Source organism: Sphingomonas sp. 66-10, from assembly GCF_001897045.1.
In the GTDB taxonomy this organism is placed as follows: Bacteria; Pseudomonadota; Alphaproteobacteria; order Sphingomonadales; family Sphingomonadaceae; genus Sphingomonas; species Sphingomonas lycopersici.
In genome coordinates this window covers 9,749-22,101 of the sequence record NZ_MKRR01000034.1, presented here as the reverse complement: position 1 = coordinate 22,101, position 12,353 = coordinate 9,749, and the positions used below count along the sequence as shown (strand labels likewise).

Annotated in this window: 16 protein-coding genes; 3 read left to right on the top strand and 13 right to left on the bottom strand. The window is 67.2% G+C overall.

Translation table 11 applies throughout. The annotated features are described in order from the left end of the window. Nucleotides 1–406: Crp/Fnr family transcriptional regulator (locus BGN95_RS04270; protein WP_286771719.1), on the top strand; the 406-nt coding region annotated here is incomplete at its 5' end. Here the strand turns inward: BGN95_RS04270 and BGN95_RS04265 are convergent. Next, entirely contained in the window at nucleotides 403–948 is a 546-nt protein-coding gene (locus BGN95_RS04265; RefSeq protein ID WP_286771718.1) for a c-type cytochrome, read from the bottom strand. The genes BGN95_RS04270 and BGN95_RS04265 overlap by 4 nt on opposite strands. Nucleotides 949–955: 7 nt before the next feature. Further along, nucleotides 956–1,348 carry a c-type cytochrome gene (locus BGN95_RS04260; protein WP_286771717.1) on the bottom strand — a complete coding sequence of 131 codons (393 nt, stop codon included), beginning with the start codon at nucleotides 1,346–1,348 and terminating at the stop codon, nucleotides 956–958. 248 nt (nucleotides 1,349–1,596) lie between these two features. Here BGN95_RS04260 and BGN95_RS04255 point away from each other — a divergent pair, with 248 nt between their 5' ends. Further along, nucleotides 1,597–3,372, top strand: a complete 1,776-nt coding sequence (locus BGN95_RS04255) for a thiamine pyrophosphate-requiring protein (protein ID WP_286771716.1) — start codon at nucleotides 1,597–1,599, stop codon at nucleotides 3,370–3,372. 4 nt (nucleotides 3,373–3,376) lie between these two features. On the opposite strand, the gene BGN95_RS04250 is transcribed toward BGN95_RS04255, so the two are convergent. The 11 genes from BGN95_RS04250 to BGN95_RS04200 form a co-directional block, all read right to left on the bottom strand. Continuing rightward, nucleotides 3,377–3,502, bottom strand: coding sequence for a hypothetical protein (locus tag BGN95_RS04250; RefSeq protein WP_265311627.1), 126 nt, complete (start codon nucleotides 3,500–3,502; stop codon nucleotides 3,377–3,379). Continuing rightward, nucleotides 3,499–3,981, bottom strand: a complete 483-nt coding sequence (locus BGN95_RS04245; RefSeq protein WP_265311628.1) for an aminoacyl-tRNA deacylase — start codon at nucleotides 3,979–3,981, stop codon at nucleotides 3,499–3,501. Before BGN95_RS04245 ends, BGN95_RS04250 begins: the two co-directional genes overlap by 4 nt. A gap of 492 nt (nucleotides 3,982–4,473) precedes the next feature. After that, entirely contained in the window at nucleotides 4,474–4,812 is a 339-nt protein-coding gene (locus BGN95_RS04240) for a c-type cytochrome (protein ID WP_286771715.1), read from the bottom strand. Beyond that, the gene (locus tag BGN95_RS04235) at nucleotides 4,800–5,162 is read right to left on the bottom strand and encodes a hypothetical protein (RefSeq protein ID WP_286771714.1); all 363 of its coding nucleotides are present in this window, start codon (nucleotides 5,160–5,162) and stop codon (nucleotides 4,800–4,802) included. The genes BGN95_RS04240 and BGN95_RS04235 overlap by 13 nt, the downstream gene beginning before the upstream one ends. Then, entirely contained in the window at nucleotides 5,159–5,770 is a 612-nt protein-coding gene (locus BGN95_RS04230) for a cytochrome c oxidase subunit 3 (protein ID WP_286771713.1), read from the bottom strand. Before BGN95_RS04230 ends, BGN95_RS04235 begins: the two co-directional genes overlap by 4 nt. Further along, nucleotides 5,763–7,703: a cytochrome c oxidase subunit I gene (ctaD, locus tag BGN95_RS04225; RefSeq protein WP_286771712.1), complete on the bottom strand. Its 1,941-nt coding sequence runs from the start codon at nucleotides 7,701–7,703 to the stop codon at nucleotides 5,763–5,765. Before ctaD ends, BGN95_RS04230 begins: the two co-directional genes overlap by 8 nt. Continuing rightward, entirely contained in the window at nucleotides 7,700–8,650 is a 951-nt protein-coding gene (gene coxB, locus BGN95_RS04220; protein WP_286771711.1) for a cytochrome c oxidase subunit II, read from the bottom strand. Before coxB ends, ctaD begins: the two co-directional genes overlap by 4 nt. After that, nucleotides 8,647–9,381, bottom strand: coding sequence for a cytochrome c oxidase assembly protein (locus BGN95_RS04215; RefSeq protein ID WP_286771710.1), 735 nt, complete (start codon nucleotides 9,379–9,381; stop codon nucleotides 8,647–8,649). Before BGN95_RS04215 ends, coxB begins: the two co-directional genes overlap by 4 nt. Before the next feature lie 14 nt (nucleotides 9,382–9,395). Continuing rightward, nucleotides 9,396–9,848, bottom strand: a complete 453-nt coding sequence (locus tag BGN95_RS04210; protein ID WP_265311636.1) for a GlcG/HbpS family heme-binding protein — start codon at nucleotides 9,846–9,848, stop codon at nucleotides 9,396–9,398. A 199-nt stretch (nucleotides 9,849–10,047) separates the two neighbouring features. Further along, complete coding sequence (locus tag BGN95_RS04205; RefSeq protein ID WP_265311637.1) at nucleotides 10,048–10,662, bottom strand: DUF4142 domain-containing protein; 615 nt, start codon at nucleotides 10,660–10,662, stop codon at nucleotides 10,048–10,050. A 1-nt stretch (nucleotide 10,663) separates the two neighbouring features. Beyond that, nucleotides 10,664–11,278, bottom strand: coding sequence for a CBS domain-containing protein (locus BGN95_RS04200; RefSeq protein ID WP_265267265.1), 615 nt, complete (start codon nucleotides 11,276–11,278; stop codon nucleotides 10,664–10,666). A 186-nt stretch (nucleotides 11,279–11,464) separates the two neighbouring features. Here BGN95_RS04200 and BGN95_RS04195 point away from each other — a divergent pair. Then, the coding region (locus BGN95_RS04195; protein WP_286771709.1) for an NADH-quinone oxidoreductase subunit D at nucleotides 11,465–12,353 on the top strand (889 nt) is incomplete at its 3' end.

The following is a 12,353-nucleotide window of genomic DNA, read 5'->3' as shown; positions in this document are numbered from 1 at the left end:
TCTGCTCGCCGAGGCGCAATGCGAATGGCTCGTCTCATTGGGGCGGCGCAGCGCGGTCGAGCGGCTCGCGCATCTGTTCTGCGAACTGGTCGAGCGCATCGGCGCGGTCAATGCCGGGGGCATCGGGCGCTGCGAGATGCCGCTCACCCAGACCGACATGGCCGATATCACCGGGCTCACCCCGGTCCATGTCAACCGCACCCTCCAGCAGATGCGCCGCTCCGGACTGATCGAGCTCAAGTCACGCCAGCTCAAGCTGCGCGATTTCGCCAGGATCAAGAAGATCGCCTTCTTCCGGTCCAGTGTCGACAACCCGCCGCTCAAGAACAATCTCTCCGGCGCGCTGCGGTTGTTCCAGGGATTCCCCGCGGCGCAATCGCGGCTCGCCCAGGTGATGTCGGGCTAGCGCCGGCGAGCAGCCGCGGCGCGGCGGAGTTGCGCGAATTGATCGGGGGTCATCATCGGCATCGCCTCGATCAGCGCGACGATCTGCGCGATCTCGCGATCGGACGATATCTCGCCCCAGGCAGGCATGCCGGTCATCTTCACCCCGTCGTGGATCAGCGCATAGAGCTCGGCGTGCGACCAGCGCGCCGAGGCGTCGACCAGATAGGGCGGGGTCGGCAGCATCGCGCTCACCCAATATGCCCGCGCGATCCCCGGGCCGCCGTGGCAGGCGATACACCGTTGCTCGTAAAGCGCCGCGCCCGCGAGCAATGTCGCGCGATCGAGCGGCAAGCGCGGCACCTCGCGGCGCGCATGGCGGCGCACCGAGCTCAGCATCGTGCGGTGGATCGCCCAGGCGAGCAGCTTGGAATGCGGCTGATCGGCGCCGACGCGAAAGGCGATGCCCGAAAGGAACAAGGCGGCGACCAGCAGCGCGACCACGCCACAGGTCATCACCCCCAGAAACCACCCGGACACGATCGGTCGGAGAGGCGGCCGCATCACAGGCTCAATGCCGCCCGAGATAGGCGACGATGCCCTGGATCTCGCGATCGCCGAGCGCCTCCTGCGGCATCATATTGCCCGGCACCACCGTGCGTGGTGCCTTGAGATAGCGCGCAAGATTTGCAGGAGTATTTGGCAGCACCCCTGCGATCATCCGCCGGCGCGCATAATCGACCAACGGCGGCCCGACCCTGCCGTCGGCGCCCTGGATCCCCGAAATCCGGTGACACGATCCGCACGCATGCTGGGTCAGCGCGATCTGCCCGAGACGCGTGAAGGAGACCGCGCGATCCTGTTCGCGCGACGGATGGCAGGCAGCGACCGGAATCGCCAGCGCGACGAGCCACGCCGCGCCGCCGCGGCGATGCGCGGTCCCAAGGGCCGGTCTTTCCGTCATCGTCCTGACGGTGCGGCGGCCGCCGGGGCGTCTTGGCGCGCACGCATATCTGCCTCCTGCATCGGTCAACGCAGGAGCGAGGGCGCGGGTTTCTCGGCACCGTCGCTTCGTCCGCGCGATGCCGACGCCCGCCGCAAATCGCCACGTGGCGGGGATAGCCGCGCGCGCCGGTTCGTTCTGACCGATGACAAGGCGGCGCGACGCGCGCGCCGCGCTACCCGAAACGCGGAGGAACGAATATGGCGCGGATGACCAGCGACTTTTTCGTCGAGCGGCTCAAAAGCTGGGGCGTCCGCCGAATCTACGGCTATCCCGGCGACGGCATCAACGGCGTGCTCGGCGCGCTCCAGCGGGCGGAGAAGGACGGCGCCGGAATCGAATTCATCCAGGTGCGGCACGAAGAGATGGCCGCATTCATGGCCGCGGCGCATGCCAAATTCACCGGCGAACTCGGCGTCTGCCTTTCGACCGGCGGGCCGGGCGCGACGCATCTCGTCACCGGGCTCTACGACGCGAGGCTCGATCACGTGCCGGTGCTCGCGATCGCCGGACAGGCGGAGACGACCGTGCGCGGTGCGAGCTATCAGCAGGAACTCAACCTCGACCGGCTGTTCGCCGACGTCGCGGGCTATGTCCAGGAAGTCGCCGCCCCGGCGCAGGCGCGCCACGTGACCGATCGCGCGATCCGCATCGCGATCGCGCGCAACCAGGTGTGCGCGATCATCCTGCCGAAGGACGTGCAGGATTCGCCCTATGAGGAACCGCGGCAACAACATGGCTTCACCCGCTCCGGGCCGGGCTATGCCAGACCTTCGGTCGTGCCGCAGCCGGCCGACCTGCAGCGCGCCGCCGACATCCTCAACGCCGGCGAAAAGGTCGCGATCCTGATCGGCGCCGGCGCGCGCGGCGCCGCCGGCGAGGTGATCGAGATCGCCGACCGCGTCGGCGCCGGGGTCGCCAAGGCCTTGCTCGGCAAGGACGTGCTGCCCGACGATCTGCCGTTCGTCACCGGCGCGATCGGGCTGCTCGGCACCAAGCCCTCGTCCGACATGATGCGCGATTGCGATACATTGCTGCTGATCGGCACCGGTTTTCCCTGGGCGGAGTTTCTGCCCAAGGACGGGCAGGCGCGCGCGGTGCAGATCGATATCGACCCGGCGATGCTCGGATTGCGCTATCCGGTCGAGGTCAATCTTCATGGCGACGCGGCCGAGACGCTGCGCGCCTTGCTGCCGCTGATCGAGCGCAAGGCGGACACCGCGTGGCGCGAGACGATCGAGCAGGGCGTCGGCAAATGGTGGGAAACGCTCAGGGAGCGCGCGATGGCCGAGGCGCATCCGGTCAACCCGCAACGCGTGGTGTGGGAAATGTCGCCGCATCTGCCCGCCGATGCGATCGTCACCTCGGATTCGGGTTCATGCGCCAATTGGTATGCGCGCGACTATCGCGTGAAGGCGGGGCAACGCGCGTCGCTGTCGGGCGGGCTGGCCTCGATGGGGGCGGCGGTGCCCTATGCGATCGCGGCGAAATTCGCTTTCCCCGATCGCCCGGTGGTGGCGCTGGTCGGCGATGGCGCGATGCAGATGAACAATATGGCCGAGCTGATTACGGTGCAGAAATATTGGCGCCAGTGGCGCGACCCGCGCTTCATCGTCTGCGTGTTCAACAACGGCGATCTCAACGAAGTGACGTGGGAACAGCGCGTGATGGAGGGAAATCCGCGCTTTGCCGCCAGCCAGGCGCTGCCCAACGTGCCCTATGCCGAATTCGCCGAGCTGATCGGGCTGGCCGGGATCCACGTCGATCGCCCCGCGGCGCTCGACACCGCATGGCGTACCGCGCTCGAGGCGGAGCGGCCGACAGTGATCGAGGTGATGACCGATCCCAATGTCGCGCCCTTCCCGCCCCATCTGACGCTGGCGCAGGCCAAGGCGTTCATGAGCTCGCTCGCCAAGGGCGATCGCAGCACGGGGCAGATCCTTGCCGATACCGCCCGCCAATTGGTGATGGAAATCACCGGATAGGTGGTCAGCGCGAGCGCGCGAAACCGATGACGACCGCGAGCAGCATGAACGCGATCAGTTCCGCCGCGAGCGTGAGGCGCTGGCGGCGGTTTCGCGAGACGATCTTCCGTCGCGCCTGATCGGGGGTCATTCCATATCCGCCCAGCGTTCGCTGAACCGGCCGTGCAGCGCCGATCGGGTCAGCCGGGCGAATTCGCCGCGGTCGACATGGATCAGCGACCGATGATCGCCGGCCTCGAAATAGACGTCGGGCTGGTCCCACAAGCTGTCGTCGATGATCATCGGGATGCCGTAACCGACCCCCAGCGGCGGCACCGCGCCGACCGCGCAATCATAGAATACCTCCGCCAGTTCCTGCTCGTCCGCCAGCCGCGGCTTGCCGCCCGGCTCGTGGCGAAATTCTTCCAAGTCCACGCGGCGGTCGGACGGGAGGACCGCGAGCAGATATTCGTCGGGCGTATCGAGCAATACCGCCTTGGCGACCTGCTGCGGCGGGATCCGGCACAGCGTGGCGCTCTGCATCGCCGAAACGCTCGGGGGATGTTCCACCAGCGTATAATCGACGTCGAATATATCGAGATATTGGCGGAGCTTGGGTGCAATCGTCATCAAAACGTCTCCTTCGAGCACGTCCCCCTTTCGGGCGTTACCTTAGCCGATCACACCCCTTGCTTTAAATAATATAGATTGAATCCAACGAAGATCATCAAGGCGATCATCGCAATGATGACGAAGGCGGCGGTAAAGCCTCGCCTCATTCGACGCCTTCTGCGATTGTCATGCTGAATCATCGTTGCACCTCAATCGCGGAATAACGCGTCGATCGCCGAACTTCTCCAGCCAATATATTTCATAAACATATATTTACTTTGGATCGCCGCGCGGAACGGAGCGCGCGCGGCGGCAGTTGCCGGGAAATCGTCGCGATCGGAGTTCGCAGATCATGCGCGGGTATCTGCTCGGCCTTGTCGGCATTGCCGCATTACTATCGGCCTGCAACCGGGCGGATCGCGCCGCGGAAATCGCGGGGCCGGGCAATCAGGCGGGAATGGAGTCGATCGGCGACAATAAGAGCGCCGCGACGCCGCAATCTCCGTCCGATCAAGGCTCGTCCAGCGTCGCGAGATAATCGGCGATCGCATCGGCCTGCGCCGGGGTGAGCCCCATATCGGGCATCGCGCCGCCCGGTTGGACCGCCTGCGGGTGAAGCAGGAAATGCCGCATATTGGCCGGGGTGTTGGGCAATCGCCCGGCCAGCGTCGTGCGCCGCGCGATCCCGGCGAGCGGCGGCCCGACCTGCCCGCGTGCGATCGCGACGCCGGGAACGGTGTGGCAAGCGGCGCATTGCGCGGCGATCAGCGCCCTGGACGCGGCATGGCGGTCCGCGTGGCGGTCGCAGGCTGCAAGCAGCGTCAGCGCCAGCAGGATCAGCCGAGGCATTGTGGCACCAGCAGAAAGGCGACCAGCGTGATCAATGTCGCCAGCGCGAAGCCGGCGCCGAGGCACATTCCCCAAAGGCCGATGAAGCGGGTGCGTTCCTCCGTCGCATCGCCACGCGCCGCGGCAAATCGGCGCCACGACATGACGCCGGCGAGCGCGGCGGCGAGCGCACACGTCACCAGCAGCGCGATCGCCGCGGCGTAGGTCCAGCGATAGCCGGGGAGCGGCGCGAGGCGCCGTTCGGTCTCGGGAAAGCACGGCCAGCTCGTCATCATCGCGCCGACGCACAATTGCACCAGCCAGGCGATCGGCCCCGTACAGAGCAATAGCGACGCGCGCAGCCCGCTCATCGCGCGAAGCCGAGATAGGGGGTGAGGTAATAAGTCGCGAAGACCAACAGCCACACCGCGTCGACGAAATGCCAGTAGAGCACCCCCGCCGACACAACGATCCGTCGCCGCGGCGAGAAGAAATCGAGTGCGACCCACAAGGCGAGCATCGCAAGGATCACCAGCCCCGCGACGACATGCGCCATATGGAATCCGGTGGTGGTGAAATAGAGCGCGGCATAGCTCGACGTGCCGAGGCGGTAGGGTTTGATCGACCATTCATAGACCTGCACCGCCGCAAATCCCGCGCCCATCACGAACGCGCCGATCAGCCCGGTCAGCGCCTCCGCGCGACGGCCGCGCTCGACGCCCTTCTCGCCGATCCACGCCACGAGGCTGGAACTCAGCAACAGCAAGGTGTTGGGAAGCGCGGGCCACAGCTTCGGCGCCGGTTCGAGCAGCCAACCGGGGCGAGCGCTCGCTGCGGCATAGAAATAGGCAAACAGCAGATAGACAAACAGCGCCGCTTCGCTCGCGATCAGCGCGCCGACCCCCCATTGCCCGAGCCCGCGGCGCCCGACCGGACCGACCGGCAGCGGACCGGGCGCGGCGGGCATCGCGTCAGCCATGCGCCGGCTCGCGTTCGAGCAATCGGCGTTGCGGCCATAGCCACAGGATCAGCGCGCCGAGCACGAGCAGCGCCCCCAGCGCGATCGCGAGCCACAGCTTGAGCAGCAGCGCGACGAACAATATCCCCAGCGCCACCGCGAGCAGCAGCGGCGCCCAGCTGTCGCACGGCATCTCGACGATCCGATCGGGGATCGCGTCGAGCGGGGTGGTGGTGACCGTCTCCTTCCCGGTATCGAGCATCATGCCGCGCGTGATCGTGCTCCGCGGGGTGTTTTCGTCGAGCGCCTCCTCCCACAAGGGATGACGCGACGCGATCGTCGGGATCACCGCGAAATTATACGGCGCCGGCGGCGACGGCAGCGCCCATTCGAGCGTCGACCCACCCCACGGATCGGCCGGCGCGAGCGCCCCCGCGCGCCAGCTTTTGGCGACATTGACGAAGAACAAAAGCACCCCGATCGCGAAGGCGAAGCTGCCGATCGTCGTGATCATGTTGAGCGCCGACCAGCCCATCTCCGCGGGATAGGTCCACACCCGGCGCGGCATCCCGAACAGCCCGATCAGATGCATCGGCAGGAAACCGAGGTTGAAGCCGAGGAACATCGTCCAGAAGTTCCAGCGCCCGAGCCGCTCGTCCATCATCCGGCCGGTCAATTTGGGAAACCAGAAATAGGTCGCGCCGACGACGGGGAAGACGTTGATCCCGATCAGCACATAATGGAGATGCGCGACGACGAAATACGTGTCGGTGAGCTGCCAGTCGACCGGGACGCTCGCGGTCATGAACCCCGAAACCCCACCGATCACGAACAGCAGGATCATCGCGGCGAAGAACAGGAAGGCGGTCGATCTCACCGGCCGCCCGGTCCAGATCGTCGCCAGCCAGGCGAAGACCGCGACCGCGCTGGGCACCGTGATGACGATCGACGCGCCCGAAAAGAAGCTCAGCGACAGCCCCGGCAGCCCGGTCGCGAACATATGATGCACCCACACCCCGAAGCCGAGGATCATCGTCGCGACGGTGGAAAGCGCGACCAGCGAATAGCCGACCAGCGGGCGGCGGCAGAATACCGGCAGCCCGTCCGATACCATCCCCATCGCCGGAAGGACGATCGCATAGACCCAAGGGTGACCGAACAGCCAGAACAGATGCTGCCACAGCAACGGCTGCCCGCCCCCCGCCGGCCGGAAGAAGCTGGTGCCGAATTGCCGATCGAGCCACAACAGGAAGAAAGCGAGGCTCACCGCGGGCACCACGACCAGATTGGCGACGCTTGCGGTCAGCGTCCCCCAGATCAGGATCGGCAACCGGTCGATCGACATGCCGGGCGCGCGCATCTTGAATGCGGTGACGACGAAATTGGCGGCGCCGACCGCAGTGGAGATGCCGAGCAGCACCATCCCCAAAGCATAGAAATCCTGGTTGAGCCCGGGATTATACTGGCGCTCGGCATAAGGGACGTAGTTGAACCAGCCGTCATTGGGGCCGTTGCCGGTGAGAAAGCCGGTGTAGAGGAACAGAGCGGCGGCGAGATAGACCCAGTAACTGAACGCGTTGAGCCGCGGAAAAGCCATGTCGCGCGCGCCGAGCAGCAGCGGCCAGAGATAATTGGAGAAGCCCGACAGGACGGGGGACGAATAAAGGAAGATCATCGTCATCCCGTGCATCGAGAAGAAGATGTTGAACTGCTCGGGGGTCATCAGCCTGAGGTCGGGGCCGGCGAGCTGGAGCCGGATCGCCAGCGCCTCGACCCCGCCCAGCGCGAGCAGGACGAAGGCGGTAACGATGTAGCGGATGCCAATCTCCTTGTGGTCGACGGTGGTGAACCAGCCCTTCCACCCTGGCGCGGTCGCCCAGATCGCGTGAAGCCGCGCGCGCAATTCGGGGGTGTCGTCGCCGATCGCGGGGACACGCAGCGCCGCGGGGGTCATTTGAGTGTGACCAGATAGGTGAGCATATCGCCGAGCTGCTGCCCGGTGAGCTGCTGATCGGGCATCAGCGCGCCGGGCTTGCTCGCCTGCGGCGCCCGCACCCAGCCGGCGAGGCTGCCGCGCGTATTGGGCAGCGTGCCAGCGGCGATCAGCCGGCGGCTCATCAGATGCGTGAGATCGGGGGCGGTCGACCCCGCCGCCCTGGCGCCGCGCACCGCGTGGCACGAGGCGCAGTGGGATTGGAAAATGCGCGCACCGCGCTGCGCGGCGTCGCTCGACGGGGGCGGCGCGGTCTGCAGCTGCGCGCGGCGCCATCGTTCGAACGCCGCGGGTGGCTCGGCGACCACCTCGAACGCCATCTTGGCATGTTCGAGCCCGCAGAATTCGGCGCATTGCCCGCGATAGCGGCCGGGCACGTCGGCCGCGAGCCAGGTGAGGTTGGTCTGGCCGGGGATCGCATCGGTCTTACCCGAGAGCTGCGGCACCCAGAAACTGTGGATCACGTCGCCGCCGTGGAGCCGCACCAGCACCCGCGCGCCGGTGGCGATATGGATTTCGTTGGCGGTGACGAAGCGGTCGGCAGGATCGCGCGCGTCATAGCGCACTTCCCACCAATATTGCCGCGGGGTCACGTCGAGCACCAGCGCCGGCGATCGCGGTGGCCCCGCGACGCGGCCGAGCGCGGCCATCGTCCACACCAAGGTGACGATAAGCGGCAGCGCGCTCAGCACGAGCCCCCATTTGATCCACGCCAGTCCGTGATCGTCGCCCGCGACGATCGCCGTCGGAAGCGCGCGGCCACGCGGGTGCACGATCGCCGCGAGCAGCAACACCGCGACCACCATGCAGACGATCACCGACACCGCGAGCACGAACCAGGTGAGCGGGACGATCGCCGCCGCGCGCTCGCCCGCGCTGGTGAGATAGCCGAGCGGCGGCGCGCTCATGCCGCGGCGCGGTCCATCGCGCGCCACGTCGCGGCGAGCGAGCGCAGCGCCACCCACAGGAACAACAGGCACCCCGGCACCCACATCACCACCCCGCCAAGCTGCTGGTCGGCGAGCGGGGTCAGCCCCCAAGCCGTGGTGGTGAGATAATGCGGGCGGTACATCGGCCATGATGCGAGCGCGATCACCGCGCCGAGCAGCCCCATCTGCATCGACGCCACGACCCCGGCGGCCAGCGCCCGCGGGCCGTGCTGGCGCAGCAGCGCGGCCCATAACCAGATTCCGGTGCCGAACAGCGAGAGATGCATCAGCCAATAAGTCACCGGCGAGGCAAAGGTCGCCGCATAAGGCGCGGGCATGTGCCAGAACCACAAGGTGAGGAAGAATGTGACGCTCGCGCCCCACAAGCTCGCCGGGCGCCGCAACGCCGGCCGGTCGGGCAAGGCGCCGGCGATCAGCGGCGCGGCTGCGAGCAGCAGGATCATATGCTGTGCGACCCGCGCCGAGAACAGCGCCACCGAGAGCGCGCACAGTGGCGAGACCAAAGCGGCGGCGGCGATCGCCCAGCCAGCAGCGGCCGGCGCGACCGGGCGCGCGGCGCGGCGGTTAGCGACGATATGGAACGCGGCCAGCGCGAACAGCGCAGCGATCAGGACCGGATCGAGGTTGAACCGCCCGATCAGCGCGCCGGGGAGCGGCGGGGCGCCGCAATAGGACAGGCCCGGTGGCACGGCGCGGCCCGCGCTCAGGCCGGCACGTAATCGGCGTGGCGCGACCGCTCCTCCTCGAACGCCGCGAGCGCGGCATCGACCACCGCCTGATCCTGATCGGCCGTGCCGCCACTCGATCCGATCGCCCCGACCACCGCGTCGCCGAGCTTCACCGGCGCGCCGCCGCCGAGGATGACGATGCGGCCGTCATGGGTGTTCTGCACCCCGAACAGCGGCTTGCCCGGCGCGGCGAGCCGCGCGAGATCCTGCGTCGGCATGTCGAAGGCGCGCGCGGCGAATGCCTTGTGGATCGCGATATCGATCGCGCCGATCCACGCCCCGTCCATCCGCGCAAAAACGAGCAGATTGCCGCCGGCGTCGACCACCGCGATGGCCGACGGCACCTGAATCTGCGCTGCCTTGGCCTCCGCGGCCATCACCAGCCGGCGCGCGTCGCCGAGCGAAAGCGTATCGATGGTCATCACCATAGGGGCTCTCCTGTCAGCCCCCACCAACGCTTTGTCGCTGGCGCCCGATCCGCAGGGTTTGCGGGATTCTGGCGGTTTTAATTTAGGTTAGGACATCGCTGGCGCTGGCATCCCCCCTCCTTGTGCTCCCGCCTTCGCGGGGACACAAAGGGCTCCACCGTCGCCCACGTTATGGCAAATAGCCGAGCGTCGATCCGACCTAACGGATCGCCGCGCGGCGCGCCGCGTCGAGCGCCTTGGCGTGCTGGAGATGTCGGCGGACCACCGGCGCGATCGCCGCCGCCGCGGCCTTGAGCGGCGCGACATCGCCGTGCCGCGCATAATCCTTCATCAGCGACAGCGCGCGCTCATGCGCATCGATTTGCCCCGTCAGATAATCGCGATCGAAGTCCGCGCCCCTGCGCCGCCCGAGCTCGGCGAGCTTTTCCATCTGCTCGTTGGTCAGTTTCGGATCGGGGCTAATCGCTGGGGTCGCGCGCGCCGCGGCCGCCTTGATCGTCGCGGCCGAGCGGGTGTGCGCCGCGATCATCTCGCGCGCGAACGCCTTGAGCCTGGCCGACGCGGCATTGGCCCCGGCCAGCTTCGCCGCGGCGATCTCGAAGGCGTCGCTGCGCGCGGCGGTATCGGCGAAATCCTGCCCGTTGGGGGTACGCGCCAGCGCGTCCTTCATCGAATCCGCCGCATTGACCGCGCTGTTGCCGATGCTGGCGAGCACCGCCGCGGTGGCGTTGCTGGTGTCGTCGGTATTTTCCGCGACGCGCTGGTGGCAACCGACGAGCGCGAGCAGCGCGACCGGCAAAAGCGCCGCCCGCATGCTATACGGCCTGCGAATGAAGCGCGCTCGGCCGCGCGATCTCGCACAATACCTTGCCGGCGCGCGCCATATCGCCGTTGCCGGCAACGTCACTGAGCGAAAGGATGCCGACCAGCCTTTTGTCACGATCGACCACTGGCAGACGGCGGATCTGCATATCGGCCATATTGGCGAGCACGTCGCCGATATCGTCATCCTCGAAGCAATAGAGCACTTCGCTGCTCATCACCGCGCGGACCTTGGCATTGGGCTGAAGGCTCATGCCCACGCCGCGGATCGCGATGTCGCGATCGGTGACCATCCCGACCAGCCGGTCGTCGAGCGCCACCGGCAGAACCCCGGCATCGATCGTCGCCATCAGCACCGCGGCTTCCTCGATCGTTTCGTCGGGATCGATCAGCCGAACCTCGCGGGTCATGCAATCGCGCACCTGCATCTCGATACTCCTCGCCGGTTCGCCCTCGGTCTCGTGCGCGCGCGCGGCGTAGCGCCGCGCCAGATCGCGGTGCGCGGCATGCGCCTCGTCGCCGTCGGCATGCGCCGCGGCCGCGCGCTCGTCCGCCTCGCGCCGCTGCAGATAGGCGTGCTCGCCTTCGCGATTGCGATCGATAGTCATGGGTCACCTGTCTCCCCGTGACGCATTGGCCTGCAGCAACGCTACGAACGACCGCCGACGGCGGTTTCAACGCCCCGCGGGGCGATGTGACGAGCCGAGCCCTCCGCCCGACCGGACGCATCTCGCCACCGAACCAACCCGCGCGCCACGGGTTGGTTGTCGATCGGGCCGCGGAGCGAGGATGCGATGGCCGACGACATCACGATCGATGCGATTCACGCCGCCGAGACGCCGGGCGATATCGCGATCCACAATTACACGCTCAATTTCGGGCCGCAACACCCTTCGGCGCACGGCGTGCTGCGGCTGGTGATGGAGCTCGACGGCGAGGTGATCGAGCGGATCGATCCGCATATCGGGCTGCTCCACCGCGGCACCGAGAAACTGATCGAGTACAAGACCTATCTTCAGGCGCTGCCCTATCTCGACCGGCTCGATTACGTCTCCCCGCTCAACCAGGAGCACAGCTTCGTCCTCGCGATCGAGAAACTGCTCGACTTGGCGGTGCCGCCGCGCGGGCAATATCTGCGCGTGCTTTTCGCCGAACTGGCGCGAATTTCCAATCACCTGCTCGCGGTGGGCAGCCATATCTTCGACGTCGGCGCGATGACCCCCAATCTGTGGATGTTCGACCTGCGCGAGGATTGCGTCAATTTCCAGGAGCGCGTGTCGGGTGCGCGGATGCATGCCAATTGGTTCCGCCCCGGCGGGGTGCGTTATGACGCGCCGCCGAAATTGCTCGACGATATCGGCGTCTGGCTCGACACGCGGCTGCCGCGCTTGTTCGAGGATGCGTTGGCGCTGGTCGCGGACAATCGCATCTTCAAGGAACGCAATGTCGATATCGGCGTGGTCGGGCGCGACGATGCGATCGCCTGGGGCTTTTCGGGGCCGATGCTGCGTGCCTCCGGCGTGCCGTGGGATTTGCGCAAGGCGCAGCCCTATGACGTCTATGCCGCGATGGAATTCGACGTGCCGGTGGGGAGCCGGGGCGATTGCTATGACCGGATGATGGTGCGCGCCGAGGAAATCCGCCAATCGGCGCGGATCGTGCGGCAATGCCTCGACGCGCTGC

Excerpts from the sequence above, each read along its gene's own strand:
- BGN95_RS04235 (WP_286771714.1), bottom strand. The coding sequence starts at position 5,162 with ATGAGCGGGCTGCGCGCGTCGCTATTGCTCTGTACGGGGCCGATCGCC.
- BGN95_RS04230 (WP_286771713.1), bottom strand. The coding sequence starts at position 5,770 with ATGGCTGACGCGATGCCCGCCGCGCCCGGTCCGCTGCCGGTCGGTCCG.
- BGN95_RS04250 (WP_265311627.1), bottom strand. The coding sequence starts at position 3,502 with ATGACCCCCGATCAGGCGCGACGGAAGATCGTCTCGCGAAACCGCCGC.
- BGN95_RS04245 (WP_265311628.1), bottom strand. The coding sequence starts at position 3,981 with ATGACGATTGCACCCAAGCTCCGCCAATATCTCGATATATTCGACGTC.
- BGN95_RS04210 (WP_265311636.1), bottom strand. The coding sequence starts at position 9,848 with ATGGTGATGACCATCGATACGCTTTCGCTCGGCGACGCGCGCCGGCTG.
- coxB (WP_286771711.1), bottom strand. The coding sequence starts at position 8,650 with ATGAGCGCGCCGCCGCTCGGCTATCTCACCAGCGCGGGCGAGCGCGCG.
- BGN95_RS04205 (WP_265311637.1), bottom strand. The coding sequence starts at position 10,662 with ATGCGGGCGGCGCTTTTGCCGGTCGCGCTGCTCGCGCTCGTCGGTTGC.
- ctaD (WP_286771712.1), bottom strand. The coding sequence starts at position 7,703 with ATGACCCCCGCGGCGCTGCGTGTCCCCGCGATCGGCGACGACACCCCC.
- BGN95_RS04260 (WP_286771717.1), bottom strand. The coding sequence starts at position 1,348 with ATGACGGAAAGACCGGCCCTTGGGACCGCGCATCGCCGCGGCGGCGCG.
- BGN95_RS04265 (WP_286771718.1), bottom strand. The coding sequence starts at position 948 with ATGCGGCCGCCTCTCCGACCGATCGTGTCCGGGTGGTTTCTGGGGGTG.
- BGN95_RS04200 (WP_265267265.1), bottom strand. The coding sequence starts at position 11,278 with ATGACTATCGATCGCAATCGCGAAGGCGAGCACGCCTATCTGCAGCGG.
- BGN95_RS04255 (WP_286771716.1), top strand. The coding sequence starts at position 1,597 with ATGACCAGCGACTTTTTCGTCGAGCGGCTCAAAAGCTGGGGCGTCCGC.
- BGN95_RS04240 (WP_286771715.1), bottom strand. The coding sequence starts at position 4,812 with ATGCCTCGGCTGATCCTGCTGGCGCTGACGCTGCTTGCAGCCTGCGAC.